This is a genomic window from Patescibacteria group bacterium (genome assembly GCA_041661505.1).
Taxonomy (GTDB): domain Bacteria; phylum Patescibacteriota; class Patescibacteriia; order Patescibacteriales; family JBAZCA01; genus JBAZCA01.
In genome coordinates this window covers 1-18,149 of record JBAZUF010000007.1, presented here as the reverse complement: position 1 = coordinate 18,149, position 18,149 = coordinate 1, and the positions used below count along the sequence as shown (strand labels likewise).

The following is an 18,149-nucleotide window of genomic DNA, read 5'->3' as shown; positions in this document are numbered from 1 at the left end:
ATTAGTTAACAAATATGAGCTAGATTAACTATAAATATGGCTAATATTGAAGGAAAAAGTAAAGTACAAGCCAGTGAAAAGGGGGCTATTCTTTTTTTTCACGGCCTGGGCGGCAAGCTGGAAGGGGCTGATTTTTTGTTTAAATATTTAGAAAACAAAGGATACGCCATCTACTCTCCGGTGCTAAAAGGGCATGAAGACGATTTTAAGGATATAAACAGTTATTATCCTGAACATTGGTTTATGCAGGCCGAGGACGAATTGAATAAGATTTTGCGGAATCACAATAATGTTTATCTGGTGGGAGCGTCTTTTGGCGGAAATATCTGCCTTAGCCTGGCCGCCAAGCATCCGGACAAGGTTAAAGGCGTGGTAACTTTAGAAACTCCGGTCTTTTTTAATTTTAAGCTCTGGGTGTCTTTAAGAGTCGCCCAGCCGATTTTAGAACTTCTTGGCATAGAAAAAGTTAGTAAGAGCGGAGCTTTTTACCGGAGCGGTTATCAGTCTGACGGACATAGCTATGAGTATGTTCCGGTGAAGACGGCCGGAAAGATTTTCGAATATATCAATTCGCGCACCAAAAACGAAGTGATGAAAATCGTATCGCCGATTTTTATCCTACAGGCGGAAAAAAGCGATTTAATAAAAAAGAAAAGCGCTAATTATATCTTTGATAACGTAAAATCCCAAATAAAAAGGGTTGAATATTTGCCTCTGGACAACCATGACCTTGACCTGTTTGACGAGAAGGAGAAAATCCTTACTATGGAAAAGGTTTACGAATTTTTGAGTAAAATATAAAAGATTGCGGATCTTTCGCGGATTAGGTAATTATTTCTTATAATAGCGGCCCAAACCGGGCGGCTATTTTGTTTTGGCCGGGAAAATTTGCTATAATAAAGATAGCTTTAATCCGATTTAGGCCATTTAAATGCGAAAAAAAGGAAAAAAAATCAACTTTATCCAGGTAAGGAATCTGCGCCAGCCGGAAAAAATCAAGGCCCCGAAAAAAGATGAGGGCGTCGGTACGGAAGAAGAATCTGCCTTAAAAGATTCGGACGCCGACGGATTGCCGGATGCTTTGGAGATTCTGCTGGGGACTGACCCTCTAAATAAGGATTCGGATAATGACGGGTTGGGCGATTATGAAGAACTGTATGTGTATGGGACTGATCCCAATAACCCCGACACGGACGGCGACGGAATAACGGACGGCGACGAAGTGAGGATGGGATTGAATCCGACGGGTTCAGGCCGGTTAAAAGACTTTTTTATACCCCACGAGGGTAATAATTATCTTCCGCACGCTCTGCGTCCGAAGCGGCTTTATTTTTATACGGCCGGGTCAATCGCGATTAAGTTTTTAGTGGTCGGGATATTTTTAGTTATGCCTATGACTGCCTGGCTAACTCCGGACGTAATGGCCGAACAAAGCAGAAAAATTATCGAATTGACTAATAAAATAAGGGATGGACTCCAGCGTCCGCGCCTTGCCGAGGACGCGAAGCTTAATCAGGCGGCTTACAGCAAAGCCCAGGATATGCTTTTAGGCCAGTATTTTTCCCATGTCGGGCCGGACAACAAAAAACTTTCCGATTGGCTGAAAAAAGCCGGATATGATTTCTCCGTAGCCGGTGAAAATTTAGCTATGGGGTTTTCCACCCCCGAAGAAGTGGTTAACGCCTGGGTGGCTTCAAAGACGCATTATGCCAATATTATTGACCCGGATTTTACCGAAATTGGAGTGGGCGCGGTGAGCGGCTTGTATGAAAAGACTGAAACGACTTTAGTCGCCCAATATTTCGGCGCCAAAAAAGAAGAAATAAAAGAAAGCGCTGAAGCCGCTCCTTTGCCGCCAGCCGCTCTGCCGGAAGTAAAGCCAAAAGCCCAGGTGGCGGCAGAAAGCATAAAAGCCAAACCCGAAAAAACCGCACCCGCCGGGGAAATAGTTAAATTAGAGCCCTTGGCCGAACCCGTTATATTGGCGCCCGCGCAAAATTTTCAAAATAAAAAGGAGGTTGCCTTCGAGATTTTTTCTCCCAAATCCGAAAGAGTCCGGCTGATAGATGACGGAAAAGAAATTTACTCGGCGGCTAAACCCGCGGCAGATGATTATTTTAAAATTACGCTAAATTTGGACGAAGGACAGCACAGTCTGCAGGCCATAGCCTCGCGGGGAGAGGAAACTTCCGCTTCGGACGTGAAAAGCTTAATGATCGATACTTCCGCGCCGGCCATTGACCAGGGGCGAACCCAGCTGATTGTCGACGCGCCGGAAGGAAAAAATGAAAGGATTATTCTTGCCGGCGCATATTTAAGCCCGGATACGGCGGAGGCAAAAGTTAACTTTGGGAGCTACCAGATCGATTTGAAAAAAGACGATTCTGACCCGAATAAGTGGTCAGGAAGCCTGATAATATTTAAAGAAGGGGCGGAAGAAATTTTCAGTCCGGTCGTTTTGGCCAGCTTAACGGCAGCCGATTATGCCGGCAACGCGGCCACCGCTGATGTCAACTGGAAAAATATCACCCCGGTAAAAAGTTCGCTGTTTGACCAATATTCGTTTCTAAAAACCTATCAGCCGGCGGGGATAAGGCAAATTTTGAATATCAGTTCTATTTATTATATACTCCTTATTATTATCGCTTCAATAGTTTTACTCGTCAACATTCTGGTCAATATAAAAAAACAGCACCCGCATGTAATTTTAAAGACTCTAGGGCTAATCGCATTGTTAGCGGCTTTGATTGTCATATAAATTAGATTTAACCGTATAATAAAGACATCAAATATAGGGTCTTAAAAACTACTATATGAACGATAAAAATAAAATAACTAAAATTGCGATCTTCCAGAAGAAGGAAATTCGCAAAACCATTTACAAGGGTGAATGGTGGTTTTCGATAATTGATATTATCGAGGCATTAACCGGAACTGACAGACCAAGAAAATATTGGAGCGATTTGAAGAAAAAACTGATAAAAGAAGGATTTTTTGAAGTGTCCGAAAAAATCGGACAGTTGAAATTATCCGCTCCAGACGGAAAAATGAGAGAAACAGACTGTGCCAGCACGGAAACAATATTTCGTATTATTCAAGCCGTTCCATCGCCTAATGCCGAACCATTTAAACGTTGGTTGGCCAGGGTTGGTTATGAGCGAATTCAGGAAATTGAAGATCCTGAAATAGCGACAAGAAGAACAAGATCGTTTTATAAAGCAAAAGGTTATTCTGAAGCCTGGATTGAAAAACGCATGCGCGGCATTGAAATACGTGAAACTTTGACAAACGAGTGGAAAAAGCGAGGTTTAAAGGAAAATCCGGAATACGCAATTTTAACTGCCGAAATTTCCAAAGCCACTTTCGGTATGACGCCCGGCCAATACCAAAAATTTAAAGGCTTAAAGAGAGAAAATTTGCGTGATCATATGAATGATTTGGAGTTGATTTTCACTATGCTTGGCGAAGCTTCCACTACAGAGATTGCCAAAAATAAAAATGCTCAAGGATTTTATAGTAACAAATTAACAGCAATAGAAGGCGGAAGCGTAGCCGGCAAAGCGAGAAAGGATTTAGAGCAGAAAAGTGGTAAAAAGGTTTCCACCAAAGATAACTATTTGCAAACACCTGAAAATAAAAATCGGCTGAAATAATTCTCAAAACACCCTAAGGAGTTTTTGATTCTGGGCATTCGCCCCTACCCCTCTGCCCAAAATCAAAAACGGAAAAAGCAAAATTTTATTATAGCTATGAAAATCGCGCAAATAATCAGCACATATCCGCCTTATCGAGGCGGGATGGGGATGGTGGCAAAAAACTATGCCCGGCTTTTGGGTGCGAGGGGAAATGAGGTAAAGACTTTTACCCCGGATTATGTAGGAACTGGCCGAGGTAGTAATATGGAAGCAGGAGGCACTGCTGGCGATGAGTCAGAAAAGAGCGGCGAAACCATAAGATTAAAGCCGGTTTTAAGATACGGAAACGCGGGGTTTTTGCCGCAGATTTTTTTTCGTCTGAAGAATTTTGACGCCGCGATACTTCATTATCCATTCTTTGGAACCGCGGAAGTTGTTTGGCTCGCGCGGATTTTGGGCTTGTTCCGCGGACGGTTGATTATTCAATATCATATGGACGTTGCCGGTCTTTCTTTGCTTGCCTGGATTATGAGCTGGCCTTCGCGGTTGATTCTACCCTCTTTAATTAAGCGGGCTGATCTTGTCCTTTCCTCCAGTTTGGATTATATTTCCGAGTCAGGCATAAAAAAATATTACAAAAAATATCCGGGTAAATTTATCGAATTGCCGTTTGGCGTTGATTTGAGAAAGTTTCAGGCTGGGGCGGCGGTACGCGATAATTCAAGCGTAAAAAACATACTATTCGTCGGCGGCTTGGATAAAGCTCATTATTTTAAAGGCTTGGGCGTGCTTTTAAAATCAATATCCCTTTTAAAAGACAGTAATTATAGCCTGCAAGTTGTCGGCGATGGCGATTTAAGAGAAAGTTATGAAAAAATGGCTAAAGAACTGGGCATTGAAAATAAGGTGGAGTTCATGCGTTCAGTTGATTCATCAAGCTTGCCGGAAATTTTTCGCCGGGCAAATTTATTTATTTTACCCTCAATTGCCAAAGGCGAAGCTTTTGGATTAGTATTAGTTGAAGCTATGGCTTCGGGCGTCCCGGTAATCGCTTCAAATCTACCGGGTGTCCGAACCGTTTTTAATGATGGCGCGGAAGGGTATCTCTCCCGGCCGGGAGATTCGGATGATTTGGCCGAAAAAATAAAATTAATTTTAACTAATGATGATTTAGCTAAAAAGATGGGCGAGGCGGGAAGAAAATTGGCCGAAGAAAAATATGACTGGGAAAAAATCGGCGGCCGATTGAATGATTTAATTGCCGGTAAATAGTTTTCGCGATTTTTAGCCAGAAGGAGTTATGAAAATCTGCCTGATAAGTAACCTATATAAGCCTTATAACCGCGGCGGCGCCGAAAGGATTGTTGATCTTATGGCGAGTGATTACGCGAGCCAGGGACACGAAGTTTTTATAGTGAGTACCAGGCCCTGGTTTAAAAAGCAGACTGCGTACGGCGCGAGAAATAATAGCGAGAGCGGGCAAAGTAAAAATGCGCCGCGAGTTTTTTTTATTCCCGGGTTATATTTTAATCTGGCCCGCCTGCCATTAATATTACGAGTGCCGTGGCATCTAATTGATATGTTTGATGCCGTCTCATGCTTTCGGGTCAGAAAAATTTTAAAAAAAGAAAAACCCGATTTGGTTATTACCCATAACTTAAAAGGCATAAGCTATCTCGTCCCGCGGCTTTTAAAAAATTTAGGCATTAAACATACTCATTACTTGCATGACATCCAGCTCGTTTTTCCTTCAGGCATTCTTTATTACGGCGAGGAAAAAAAACTCGACAGCCTATCGGCAAGAATTTATCAGCGCCTCTTGATCCGGCTTTTTAATTCGCCCGAAACAGTATTATCTCCATCAAAGTGGCTTTTGGATCTGCATACTTGGCGCGGTTTTTTTAAAGATTCAAAAAAGGAAGCGCGGGACAATTCGGTTTTGATTAACGCGTTAAATAGCGGGCCGCCGGAAACAAAAGACGGTACGGGCAAAGAATTTAAATTTTTATTTGCCGGACAGATTGAAAAGCAAAAAGGGATTGAGGTTTTAATTAAAGCTTTTTTCGGCCTGGCTGGCGCGTGCCTTACAATCGCCGGAGACGGAGGGCTCATGGAAAAAATTAAACAGGAATCCGGAAATGGCGGACGGATATTTGTTCTAGGCAAGAAAAGCCCTAAAGAAGTTTTGCGCCTTATGGCCCAATCAGACTGCCTCGTCGTCCCTTCGCTATGTTATGAAAATTCGCCGTCGGTAATTTACGAAGCGATAGCGCAAAAACTGCCAATCATCGCCTCAAATATCGGCGGAATCCCGGAGCTCATAAAGAAGTACGGCGGAAAATTATTTATTCCGGGCAGCGCGGAAGATTTGAAAAAGAAGATGGAAGAGGCAATTGATGAAGCCCGGAGAAAAGTGGTATAATACCGCATATGAACTCCCAACTATTTTTTATGGCAATTACCATCGCCTGGCTGGGGCTGGCGATAGTTTTTGTATGGGCTTTCCGGACGGTTGTTAAGTTCCTAGTAAAGAATTCCAGTTATTTTGACCATGTGATTTACCGGGTGCGCCTGCCTAAAGAAAAGCCGGGCGAGGATCAGAAGGAAATGAATTACCAGCGGGTGCAAAAACTGCACGAAGAAATAGCCAAATGCGAGACTTTGTTCGCGGCTATCGGAGGGCTTCGGGCCCAGAGGTGGCTAATGGCGTGGCTTTTTGGAAGAAACGACCATTTTTCCTTTGAGATCGTAGCCCATAAAAAAATTATATCTTTTTATATGGCCGCGCCGAGACAGCTGGGGCCTTTTTTAGAACAGCAAATCCAGGCGCATTTTCCCGAGGCGATAATGGAGCCGGTCGAGGATTATAATATTTTTTCACCCAACTCCAAAATTATCGCCGGATACTTGCGGGTAAAAAAAGAATATATTTTCCCCTTGAAGACCTACAAGAAGATGGAAGTTGATCCATTGAATACGATTACCAATACCTTGTCCAAGCTTGAGGCAGAGGAAGGAATCGCAATTCAATTTATCGTCCGGAGCGCCCATTCGCGCTGGCATAAACGGGCGCGGAAAGTAATAAGGAAAGTGATGTCCGGAAAAACGATTTACGAAGCCCTGCATTTTAGTTTGTTCGGGAGTATTTTGTCTTTTGCCGGCGATTTGGCGCACGCTTCCAAACCGAAAATAAATGAAGAAAACCGGCCCAAGCGCAATTCGGCCATGGAAGAGGAAATCTTGAAAGTAATTGAGGAAAAAAATTCCAAATCCGGGCTGGACGCGAATATCCGGGTTATTATCAGTTCGGACAGCCTTTCGCACGCCAAAATCCATTTGACTGATATTGGCGCGGCTTTTTCCCAGTACAATTTTTACGAATACGGGAATTACTTTGATAATAAGGTTTTGAAATGGTGGCAGGCTAACGCCTGGCTCCAAAACCAGCTGATCCGCGATTTTATTTTCCGGCGCTTTTCCGACCGGGTCAGAATTTTACTGAATTCCGAAGAATTGACTTCGCTTTTTCATCTGCCTTTGCGCTGGAATGATACGCCGAATATCATGTGGCTTCTGGCCAAGCACGCGCCGGCGCCGGCTAATCTGCCCGAAGAGGGAATAGTTGTCGGCAATAATGTTTTCAGGAGCCAGACCAGGCAAATCCATCTAAAGCGCGATGACCGCCGGCGGCATATGTACGTTATCGGAAAATCCGGCGTTGGTAAATCGCAGTTTCTAGCCGGACTCGCGATCCAGGACATTATTAACGGCGAAGGGGTCGGCGTAATCGATCCGCACGGCGATTTGGTTCAGGATATCCTGGCTCGCATACCTCCCGAGCGCGTTGAAGACGTTATTTTATTCGCCCCTTCGGACATAAAAAGGCCTTTGGCATTGAACCTCATGGAATACGACCCGCGCTACCCGGAGCAAAAAACTTTTGTCATTAACGAGATGATCCGGATTTTTGACAAGCTTTATGATTTAAAAGCTACCGGCGGGCCGATTTTCGAGCAGTACATGAGGAACGCGATGCTCTTGGTCATGGGCGACCCGGAATCAGGATCGACTTTAATGGAAATTCCGAAGGTTTTAGCCGATTCGGTTTTCCGGAAAAAGAAACTGGAGCGCTGTTCGGATCCGACGGTTGTTGATTTTTGGAAAAAAGAAGCGGAGAAGGCGGGCGGGGACGCGGCTTTAGCGAATATCGTCCCTTATGTCACTTCTAAGCTTACGTCCTTTATTTCGAACGACATGATGCGGCCGATTATCGGCCAGCAAAAAAGCTCATTCAACCTGCGCGACGTTATGGACCGGCGGAAGATTTTATTGGTTGATTTGTCTAAGGGCCAGATCGGGGAAATGAATTCATTCCTCTTGGGCATGATTTTAGTCGGAAAAATTCTAATGTCCGCCTTGTCGCGCGGCGACTTGCCTAACGAAGAAAGAAAAGATTTTTATTTGTATATTGATGAGTTTCATAACTTTACTACCGATTCGGTCGCGACTATTTTATCAGAAGCGAGAAAATACCGCCTAAATCTTATCATGGCCCATCAATACCTGGGACAGCTGGTGCATAAAAATGAAACCGTAATTAAAGACGCGGTATTCGGCAATGCCGGCTCCTGGTTTGTCTTTAAAGTCGGCTCCGAAGACGCGGAAAAATTGGTTAAAGAATTCGAACCAGTCTTTAACCAGTATGACCTTATAAATGTCGATAAATACACTTGCTATTCAAAAATGCTGGTAGACAACACTCCCACCCGGCCTTTTTCCCTAAAGCCTTTGTGGCCGCTTCCGGGCATCGAGAGAAAGGATTTAGCCGGGAAAATAAAAGCCCTTTCCCGCCTGAAATACGGCCAAGACCGGCATATTATCGAGGCGGAAATAATCCGCCGGGTGAAGATCGGGGCTTAGAAGAAATAAATTTATTAAAAAATTGAAAAAACCTCCATAATTACGAGGTTTTTTTGAAACAAAAATTTTTACATACAATATTGCTTTTGATTGATTTTTTATCATAGATGTGGTTAAATTAAGCCTGCTGTTTTAAGCTAAGGTTTGTGCCGTTTTTTTGGCACTGGTGAATGTTTTATTGATAAAAACGCGCAAAAAAGAGGAGAAGAGTTTGAGAAAAAAAGCGTTTAGCATGAAACAAACCTGGCTGGAGTGCATAGGATGCGGCAGGATTCAAGATCTTCTTGCCGAGCGGAAATTTCGCTGTCCCAAATGCAACGACCTTTTCGAAATTAAACACAATTTTAGCCCCTTCATTGACGCATACACGGGCAAAGGATTGAAAAGCGAATTTGAAGGCCGGAAGGGTATTTTTCGCAGTACTTTTGAGCCCTGGGAAATGTCCGGGGTGTGGAGATATCGAGAACTTATTATGCCGTATCTCCCGACCGAGTACATCGTTTCCCTGGGTGAAGGCAACGTACCAATTCTCCCGGCTGGAAAAAAACTCATGCGATGGCTCGGAACCGACCAGATTAAAGTCTGGATAATCCTTGAGGGCATGACTCCGACCGGGTCGTTCAAAGATTTTGGCGGGACGGTTATGATATCTACAGCAAAAGCCGCCGGAGTGGAAGTAGTGGTTTGCGCTTCAACTGGTGATACCTCGGCCATGGCGGCCGCCTACGCTGCTCCCGCGGGAATGAAATGCACCGTGATATTGCCTGAAGGGAAAGTAACGGCTGTGCAGCTGGCTCAACCTTTTGTGCATGGCGCTAAAGTTATTACCCTCCCGGGGAGTTTTGACGACTGTATGAGAGTCGTCCAAGATCTTGTTTTGAATCACGGCGCCTATCCGGCCAACAGCCTGAACCCGGCTCGCATAGAGGGCCATCAGGCAACCGCCTTCCAGATTGCCCAATTTTTCAACTGGAAAATGCCCGACTGGATTGCAGTGCCGGTCGGAAATGGATCAAACAGTTCATCCATCGGTAAAGGAATGCGGCTAATGCATGGCTTGGGGATTACCGAGGAATGCTCAAGAATACTCGGCTGCCAGTCAATGGCCGCTAACCCGCTTTCCAGTTCATGGAACAGGGCGCAAACCGGCATGTCGATTTTTGAGGATGCCGGGCATGCTAATCTCTCTTTGGAACATTGGCGGAATAATTATCAGCCTGTACAGGTCGGCGAGACTACGGCAACAGCAGCCAGGATCGGCAACCCGGTATCGCGGGAAAAAGTAATGCGTGAGGTCGTTAATTCCAAAGGCGCCATGAAGACGGTTTCCGAGCTTGACCTCAATGAAGCGGTCGCCGTATGTGGCCAGGACGGTATATTCGTCTGCCCGCAAACTGGCACGGCTTTGGCTGGAGTCAGGGACGCCATAGCGGATGGAAAGATTCAACCCGGACAAACTGTGGTCGTTGTTTCAACGGCAACAGGACTTAAGTTCACGGATTCCGCGGCCCGATACCTGAAAAAGGAAATTATTAAGGCTCCGGACTGCGAAACTGACACAGTCCGGAGGATTATCGGCATGTAAGCTCACTTAAAAAAGAGAAGGAGGCGCGCCCCGGCAAAAAATAGCCGGGGCATTTTATTCGCAAAATTCATAAAAACCTCAATTTTATTGATAATTTAACTAAAAATTTGGCTTGTCAAAACTGAAAAATTTGTATATAGTAAAGAAACATAGATAGCTGTAAAAGGCCTGATTAGAGAGCGAGAGATAAAACAAAAATCTTATGCATGACGACCAAAACAAAAAAAATTTAGATGATTTGGATCTGAATATCGACGGCAATAATATTATAATGGGAGAATTTTCTGATAACTTTGGAAACGGCAATAATCAAAACGAATCGCAAAATAGAGACGATCTGGAGATAATTTCTCCGCAAGTTAATGAATTGTCTTTTAAAGAAAAACGACAGGAAACAGAAAGAATTTTTCAGGAGCAAATAGATGGCAAGATTGCGGAAAAAGACCAAAACAAATCAGAGAAAATTCAAAATGAAAAATTGCCTGCGAAAAAAGAAGAGGTAAAAGAAGAAAATGTAATTCTTCCGAAAACGAAAATCGCTCTCATAAAAAAGTTGATCTCAAATATCAAAGAAAATAACGAACAGCTTTCAAGGCTTCTGGCGCCGTTTTTCGAAAACGAGGATGAAGCCCGGGTTGCTATTGGCCAAATGGCGGATGACAGCTTTTCGTCCGGCGAGAAGGCTTTGAAAACCGAAGAAAAAATCATTGAAGGGGTTTTTGACGGCGAAAAAATGATTGGCCCGGACGGAAAACAATACAGCGTCCCGGCTAATTACGCTTCCAAGTCAAAACTGGTTGAGGGCGATATGATGAAATTGACTATAACCGGAAACGGAACTTTTCTATACAAGCAAATCGGACCGGTTGAGCGCGGAAGAATTATTGGAATGCTTGAGAAAGACGCGGCCGGGGCATATTACGTCGCTAAAGACGATAAGCGCTACCGGATTTTAACGGCGAGCGTTACGTATTTCCGGGGAGAAGCCGGAGATGAAGCAATAATTCTAGTCCCAAAATACGGCGTATCGTCCTGGGCCGCCGTGGAAAATATAATCAAGCCGGAGGCGCGAACTTTGTTCGCCCAGGCTGGCTGATTGTCATGCGGCGCATGCGCCATGCTCTCGCCCCAGCTTTTACGAATTTAATAATGAAAAATGACTACACTATATAGAAAACACCGCCCTAATAATTTTTCCGAAGTCGTGAATCAAAATCACGTAAAGCTTACGCTTACGCACGAAATCGCTTCAGGCAAGATCGCCCAGGCGTATCTTTTTTGCGGTCCGCGGGGAATCGGCAAGACGACCCTAGCGCGGGTTTTTGCCAAGGCGATAAACTGTGAAACCCGGAAAGAAGGAAAATTCGAGCCCTGCAACAAATGCCCGTCCTGCGATGAAATAAATGAATTCCGCAGTTTTGATATTGCTGAAATTGACGCGGCCTCGCACACTGGCGTCGATAACGTCCGGGAAAATATAATCGCTTCTTCGCGCGTTGCTCCCAGCCGCTTAAAGTATAAAGTTTTTATTATCGACGAAGTGCATATGCTTTCAACCTCGTCTTTTAACGCGCTTTTAAAAACGATTGAAGAGCCGCCGCCGCACATTGTCTTTATTTTATGCACAACCGAAATTCATAAAGTTCCGACTACGATAATTTCCCGTTGCCAGCGCTTTGATTTAAAAAAAATTAGCGTTCCGGATATCGTCCGAAAGCTCCAATACATCGCCAAAGCCGAGGATTTGAAAATTTCCGATAATATTTTAGAAGAAATCGCCCGGCGCTCGGAAGGCCATATGCGGGACGCCGAGAGCCTTTTAGGCCAGCTCTTGGCGGTCGGCGGAAAGGAAATAACCGAAGAAGAGGCCGGCCTCGTAATTCCAAGAAGCGATATTAACGAAATAATCAGCCTGGTCGCATTTTTAAATAAAAGAGACTCGGTCGGCGCTATCCGCCTTATAAACAGGCTGGCGGAAGAAGGAGTGGAATTGAAAAATTTTGCCGCTAATTTGATTGAAATTTTGAGAAGGCTGATGCTTGCTAAAATTAATCCGGCTTTAGTCGAGAATTTGAGCCTGGAGTTGGGCGAACAAGTTGAAATCGAGCTTACGGCCGCGGGAAAAGATTTGGCTATTGAACGGATTATATTTATGATCGAGGAATTGGTTTTAGCCCGAAATGAGATAAAAAATTCGTTTATCACCCAGCTGCCGCTTGAACTGGCCGTTGTCCGGATCGGGCTTTATTCCGGCGCCAAGGATTCGCCAGCTCCGGCCAGCCCTTCTTTTTCCAATCGTACAGACGCCTATCCGTCTCCCAAACCCCAGGACGCCGCGAGAGGCGCCGGCCCGAGGCCATCCGCGCCTTCCGCCATTGCCATTGATAAGGTGATGGAGAAATGGAACGAGGTTTTAGCCCGGGTAAAAAAATACAACCATTCGCTGTCTTTTGTATTAAAAGTCTGCGAACCCAGGAGCGTTTCCGAAAACAGCTTATGTCTGGCCTTTAAATACAAATTCCATAAAGACCGGATCGATAATCCGTCTATAAAATCAATAGTTGAAAAAACTTTAAAAGAGGTATATAATCTACCGTTAAGGGTTGAAGTGATAATTGACGAATCAATGGAAATAGGCCAAGAGTCGGACCGGCGGGAAGGGGAAAAGGAGTCTAATGGAGGCCAGGCAGGCAAGAGCGCCAAAGATGCCGGCGCCGGGGCGGCCGGGAATGACATGATGGCTAACCTCCTAAAGACTTTTGGCGGAAAAATAATCGAATAGCATACTTTTTTATAATCAAAATATTCGGAGGTCGTCTAACGGCAGGACCTCAGGCTCTGAACCTGAGTATCTTGGTTCGAATCCAAGCCTCCGAGCAATTTTAGGCATAGTTAAAGCCTTATGGAAATTTGCTACTACGACAAGAAAACCGACGGAAAAATAATCCAGGCGGTAAAAAGCGTACTCAAAACCGGGGTAATAAGCTGCGTTAAGATGAAGAATGGGGATGTAAACCACGTCTTTAAAATTACCACCGCTAAAGGCGAAGTAATCGCCAGGATTTTTAAGTTCGAGAATTGGCCGGAAGACGGGAAATTAGAATGGATTGAAAGGCGCCTGGCAAAAAATAAAATTCCCCATGCCAAGCTCCTCTTTTTCACCCGGGACAAAAGATATTTTCCCCACGGCTTCATGATTTCGGAGTTTATAGAAGGGGAAGACGGCTTTGATGCGATAAAAAACGGCTGCTGCACGATTGCGCAGTCGTATTTTGAAAAGGGAAAAATCCTGAAAAAAGTCCACCAGATAAAAGTAAAAAAGTTCGGTCCGATTAACGAAGGAAAGGGAAAATCATTAAACTTTTTGAATTATAAACTGGAGCGGGCCAACCGCTTTTTAAACCGGCTGGCGGCCGATAAAATGATAAAAACGGAAGTCATCGGCATTTTTAATGAAAAGGTGGAAAAAATCCTGGGCCCCTATAATAAGGACTTTAAGCCGGTATTAATCCACGGCGACGCGACGAGGAAAAATACCATTTGGTCGAAAAAAAACGGTTTAATGCTTATTGACTGGGATAATGCCTGGTCAGGAATCTGGCTTTGGGATTTTATTGAGCTTTCCTGGTGGTGGCGGCATCTTAAATCGTGGAAAGACAAAGGAAAAAGAAAAACTGCCCGGGCCGCGTTTTTTAGAGGCTATGGCAAAACCGCCTGCTCTTCAAGGCAGATCGACAAGATTGAGCGCGGTTTGCATCTCATTAAGTCCGTGGAAAGGCTTCATTATTTTTATTATGACCGCGAAAACCCCCGTTTTCTTAGATTAGTAAAAAAGTTTTTTTTAGAAGAGCTTTATAAATAATTTTTAAATCAAAACGGGCATGGAAGAAAAAGTGATTTTAGTTAACGAAAAAGACAAAGAAATCGGTCGCGAAGAAAAACTAAAAGCCCATAAGCTGGGATTGCTCCACCGGTGCTTTTCCATCCTGGTATTTAACTCTAAAGGCGAGCTTCTGCTCCAAAAACGGGCGGTAGGAAAATACCACTCCGGCGGGCTCTGGAGTAATACCTGCTGCGGCCACCCGCGGCCGGGCGAAGATGTAATAGCGGCCGCAGAGAGGCGCCTTAAAGAAGAGATGGGTTTTGAATGCGAGTTAAAGGAAGTAATGAGCTTTAGCTATAAAACAGAACTGGATCATGGTTTAATAGAAAATGAATTTGACCATGTATTAATTGGGAAATATGACAAAGACCCGGTATTAAATCCGGAAGAAGCCGAAGACTGGCGTTTTGTCAGCCTGGAAAAATTGGAAAAAGTGATAGAGGAAAATCCCGCCAGGTTCACGGTTTGGCTGAAAATTATCCTCTTAAAGCTGAAAGAGGCCGGAATTGAAATTTAAATTTTTATCATGCCTTTTAACCAGCAAAACAATATGATTATTGACGCCCACACCCATATTTATAACGAAAAGATGTACCAGGATTATACGGCCCGGCTCGGAAGTAAAGATTTTAAAGCTATAGTAATGGCTTGGGAAAGCGTTGGCAATGAGCAAGTGTTAAGATTTACTGAAACCAAGGGTAATTTGTATTTTATCGGCACGGTAATAATGGATAAGAATATAGCGAGCCAGCTTAAGATTTTGGAAAAATGGTTCAAGGCCGGAAAGATGCGCGGAATTAAATTATATCCGGGCTACAAATATTTTTACCCGTCAGACAAAATTGTTTATCCAATCGCGAGGTTGTGCCAAAAATATAATAAGCCTTTAATTTTCCATTTCGGCGATGTTTTTGACGAAAAGGGTAATGCCATTTTAAAGTATTCAAATCCTTCGCACGTCGACGAGCTGGCCGTAAAATTCCCTAAATGTAGAATTATTATTTCTCATTTCGGGTTTCCTTATTTTCTGGAAACAGCCAACGTAGTTAGTAAAAATAAGAACGTCTATACGGATATTTCCGGGACGATTGACGAGTGCGGCAACGCTTGGGATATGAATAATCTGGTCCGCCAATACGCGGCGGATTTAAAGAGAGCCTTCGCTTACTTTCCGGAGGCGAAAAAGAAAACCATGTTTGGGACGGATTTTTTCGGCGTAGATACGCCGTTAAACCAGGTTAGGCCTTATTTAAAAATCGCCAAAAGCGTTTTTACCAAAAAAGAACAGGAAAGCCTGTTCTTTAAATTGGCAAACAAATTATTTTTCTCTTAATCAAATTTCCTTATCACCCCTTTGACGATTCCCTGGATTAAGGGATCGCGGACGTAGATCGGCTTCATTTTAGGATTAGCCGGCTGTAAACGGATTCTATCGGCTTCCCGGTAGAATTTTTTTAATGTGGCGTAAGCGTTATGTAAAAGCGCGACCACTACGTCGCCGTTTCTGGGCGATGGATTACGCTCCACTATAACATAATCGCCATCCATAATTCCTTCATCAATCATTGACTCGCCTTTGACTTTTAAGACATAGCTATTGAAGCGGTCAATTTTAAATTCAGCCGGGATGGCTATCATATCCTGCTGTTCCATCACCTCAATCGGTTCGCCGGCCGCGATATAGCCGACTAAAGGCAGTTCAATATTCTTGTTAACGTCAAAATCAGCCGCTTCCACCAATTCAATTGACCGGGCTTCATTATAAGAGGTTTTTAAAAAGCCTTTCTTTTTTAAACCTTGGATATGGTCATGGATCGTTGCCGGGGAACGGAGTTCAAAGTATTCGCCGATTTCCCGGTAGCTCGGCGCGAAGTTATTTTTTTTGGTAAAATCGTTTATAAAGTCTAAAATCTGCCTTTGGCGTTTGGTAATTTGAGTTCCCATAGTAAATTGCCAATTTTTAATTAACAATGATCAATTAATAATTGTACATTGATAATTGAAAATTGAATTATAGTTATCCACAGCTATATTCATTATACCCGAACAAAAAGCGAAAGTCAAATATTCAATTGACATGTTAATAGCTAATATTGGCTAAAATAAAATTAAGTTTACTGTTCGTCTTTTGTTCGGTATAATTTATACACAGGCTGGTAATTACTTAAATAAAAAAATATGCATGAAAAAATCAATGAATCAGTAGAGGTCTTAGTAAAGTTTGATAAGCAGAGAGTGATGCCGACTTTTTTTAAGTGGCGCAGTAAAACTTATAAGATCGAAAAACTCAATCTGGTGCATAAAGAAAAACTGGGCGGCGACAAAATCTATTACTTCAGCGTTTCCGACAGCCTTAACTTTTTCCGCCTGGCCTTTTTTACCCGCGATCTTTCCTGGAAGCTGGAGGAGGTTTATTGCGAGTAATTTATAAATAAAAAATGTATGATTAAAAATCCAAAACCTAAAAGAGATAATTAAATATTTTAGGTCAAATATATTTGAATCTCTTTCAGCTTATAACGCCTGGAAAATGATTTTGGCTCTATAATTTTATTTCTATATGAATTTTTGCTATAATGAAGACATGACAGCGGCAGCAAAAAAGCGCAATTTAGGCCAGTTTTTTACTACCAATTCGGATTCAATTCTGGAAAGGTTCGGCGTATTTGTCCAGAATAAAGAAGTGACCGATCCCTTTGCAGGTAACCAGGATTTGCTCAACTGGGCCAAAAACAACAAATGTAAAAGATTTGTCGGTTTTGACTGCGACAAACGGTATATTGACGGCAAGAAAGTCTTCTTCAGCGATTCCATAAATTCTCCAAAAAATTACAAATTTGTCTGCACTAATCCGCCCTACCTCAATAAAAACAAAGCTTCTGGAAAGGTCAAGGAAAAATTTTTTTCCGGTGCTAATTCTAATTTCGAAGACTTATACCAAATTTCAATTTTCTCTATCTTGAATTGCGAAGAAGGAATACTTATTGTGCCCCTTAATTTTTTATGCGCGGAAAATTCAAGTAGGATCCGGGGGCTGTTTTTTGAAAAGTTCGAAATTGTAAGATTGAATATTTTTTCCGAGCAGGTTTTTGAAGATACGACCTACAATGTTATTTCATTCTATTTCAGAAAAAAGAAAGGGGGGAGTGAAAAGAATATCATAGATGCAGTAATTTATCCGGAAAATAAAAAAATAAAATTGACGCTAGAAAAAAGATGGGGCTGGCAGTTCGGCGGCGATTTTATTCATAAGATAAAGAATACTAAAAATAGTCTAGGCGTTTTCCGGCTCACCGAAGATTATATGAAGTCAGGCGAATATAGTGTCGAAATAGCATTGCAGAATATTAAGGATAAAAGAATTTTGAGAATCAGTGATGACATCAAAAATTTGCTTGAGAGAAATATTCTTTTTTTGCGGGCGATAGACTCCAAGAACGGAAAAAAAATTCAGCTGGAAGACATAAGAAAATATAAAATTTCCGGGTTAGTCGGCAAAAATACTTCGCGCAATATGGCCCATTTGATTTTCAAGAAGAGCATATCTGTCAACGAACAGCTTGAATTAATGAGAAAATTTAATAGTGAATTAGATCATAACCGTAGCAAGTATTCTTCATTCTTCTTGACCAATTTTAGAGATAACAATCGTAAAAGAATTTCATTCGATATGGCTTATAAATTTTTAAATCTTATTTACCATGAGCAAACTTCGGGACAACCAGTATTATTTTGAAATATCAAAAAAGCGCAAGGAAGATTCTTTGGACGAATTTTATGTATTTGACATAAGACATCCTGATCTGAATAAATATCTTCAAAACACAAAAGAAATAAAAAATATTTTGATTACCATTAAGACTTTGCAGGATAAGAAAGAAAACCCCAGGGTAATCGACAAATACTTTTTAGAATTGTCAGGAGTTATAGGTAAGTTTTCCAATTGTTCGGAATTTGCTTGTTTTGTAAACGCTTGCGACAATATTATTGACGAAATTATGGAATGCACCCATTTCGTCGGACACGTTTGTCCACAGAAATCAACCTTTGGCGGCAATGGCATAATACTTTGACGGCGGCATCCTGAGATCACCCTGAATCCTAATATTATTGTAATAATATATCT

General features: G+C 42.7%; 16 protein-coding genes and 1 tRNA gene. 16 read left to right on the top strand and 1 reads right to left on the bottom strand.

Going from position 1 to position 18,149, the window contains the following annotated elements; genetic code table 11:
* Positions 1-36: 36 nt before the first annotated feature.
* The 13 genes from WC715_05715 to WC715_05655 all read left to right on the top strand — a co-directional run bounded on the left by WC715_05715 (position 37) and on the right by WC715_05655 (position 15,356).
* Positions 37-801, top strand: coding sequence for an alpha/beta fold hydrolase (locus tag WC715_05715; protein ID MFA6171913.1), 765 nt, complete (start codon positions 37-39; stop codon positions 799-801).
* A gap of 130 nt (positions 802-931) precedes the next feature.
* The gene (locus WC715_05710) at positions 932-2,758 is read left to right on the top strand and encodes a CAP domain-containing protein (protein ID MFA6171912.1); all 1,827 of its coding nucleotides are present in this window, start codon (positions 932-934) and stop codon (positions 2,756-2,758) included.
* Positions 2,759-2,813: 55 nt separating this feature from the next.
* Positions 2,814-3,653 (top strand): Bro-N domain-containing protein, encoded by an 840-nt coding sequence (locus WC715_05705; protein MFA6171911.1) that lies wholly within the window; start codon positions 2,814-2,816, stop codon positions 3,651-3,653.
* Positions 3,654-3,749: 96 nt separating this feature from the next.
* On the top strand, positions 3,750-4,907 hold the full coding sequence (locus WC715_05700; protein ID MFA6171910.1) for a glycosyltransferase family 4 protein: 1,158 nt from the start codon (positions 3,750-3,752) through the stop codon (positions 4,905-4,907).
* 28 nt (positions 4,908-4,935) lie between these two features.
* Positions 4,936-6,057, top strand: coding sequence for a glycosyltransferase (locus tag WC715_05695; protein ID MFA6171909.1), 1,122 nt, complete (start codon positions 4,936-4,938; stop codon positions 6,055-6,057).
* A 29-nt stretch (positions 6,058-6,086) separates the two neighbouring features.
* Positions 6,087-8,555: a type IV secretory system conjugative DNA transfer family protein gene (locus tag WC715_05690; protein MFA6171908.1), complete on the top strand. Its 2,469-nt coding sequence runs from the start codon at positions 6,087-6,089 to the stop codon at positions 8,553-8,555.
* A 232-nt stretch (positions 8,556-8,787) separates the two neighbouring features.
* On the top strand, positions 8,788-10,140 hold the full coding sequence (gene thrC, locus WC715_05685; protein ID MFA6171907.1) for a threonine synthase: 1,353 nt from the start codon (positions 8,788-8,790) through the stop codon (positions 10,138-10,140).
* Positions 10,141-10,342: 202 nt separating this feature from the next.
* Positions 10,343-11,236, top strand: coding sequence for a hypothetical protein (locus WC715_05680; GenBank protein ID MFA6171906.1), 894 nt, complete (start codon positions 10,343-10,345; stop codon positions 11,234-11,236).
* Between the two features lie 60 nt (positions 11,237-11,296).
* Entirely contained in the window at positions 11,297-12,922 is a 1,626-nt protein-coding gene (dnaX, locus tag WC715_05675) for a DNA polymerase III subunit gamma/tau (protein MFA6171905.1), read from the top strand.
* A 24-nt stretch (positions 12,923-12,946) separates the two neighbouring features.
* A tRNA-Gln gene (locus tag WC715_05670) sits at positions 12,947-13,017 on the top strand.
* A 25-nt stretch (positions 13,018-13,042) separates the two neighbouring features.
* Positions 13,043-14,002, top strand: a complete 960-nt coding sequence (locus tag WC715_05665; protein MFA6171904.1) for an aminoglycoside phosphotransferase family protein — start codon at positions 13,043-13,045, stop codon at positions 14,000-14,002.
* A 19-nt stretch (positions 14,003-14,021) separates the two neighbouring features.
* On the top strand, positions 14,022-14,540 hold the full coding sequence (idi, locus tag WC715_05660; GenBank protein MFA6171903.1) for an isopentenyl-diphosphate Delta-isomerase: 519 nt from the start codon (positions 14,022-14,024) through the stop codon (positions 14,538-14,540).
* A gap of 33 nt (positions 14,541-14,573) precedes the next feature.
* Positions 14,574-15,356 carry an amidohydrolase family protein gene (locus tag WC715_05655; protein ID MFA6171902.1) on the top strand — a complete coding sequence of 261 codons (783 nt, stop codon included), beginning with the start codon at positions 14,574-14,576 and terminating at the stop codon, positions 15,354-15,356.
* Here the strand turns inward: WC715_05655 and lexA are convergent.
* The gene (lexA, locus tag WC715_05650) at positions 15,353-15,967 is read right to left on the bottom strand and encodes a transcriptional repressor LexA (GenBank protein MFA6171901.1); all 615 of its coding nucleotides are present in this window, start codon (positions 15,965-15,967) and stop codon (positions 15,353-15,355) included. The two genes, WC715_05655 and lexA, sit on opposite strands and share 4 nt — an antisense overlap.
* A 234-nt stretch (positions 15,968-16,201) precedes the next feature.
* Between lexA and WC715_05645 the strand changes: the two genes are divergently transcribed.
* The 3 genes from WC715_05645 (at position 16,202) to WC715_05635 (ending at position 18,096) form a co-directional block, all read left to right on the top strand.
* On the top strand, positions 16,202-16,447 hold the full coding sequence (locus WC715_05645; GenBank protein MFA6171900.1) for a hypothetical protein: 246 nt from the start codon (positions 16,202-16,204) through the stop codon (positions 16,445-16,447).
* Between the two features lie 136 nt (positions 16,448-16,583).
* A complete protein-coding gene (locus tag WC715_05640; protein ID MFA6171899.1) occupies positions 16,584-17,759 on the top strand; it encodes a hypothetical protein in 1,176 nt (391 codons plus the stop codon).
* Positions 17,725-18,096, top strand: coding sequence for a hypothetical protein (locus WC715_05635; protein ID MFA6171898.1), 372 nt, complete (start codon positions 17,725-17,727; stop codon positions 18,094-18,096). The genes WC715_05640 and WC715_05635 overlap by 35 nt, the downstream gene beginning before the upstream one ends.
* Positions 18,097-18,149 lie beyond the last annotated feature (53 nt).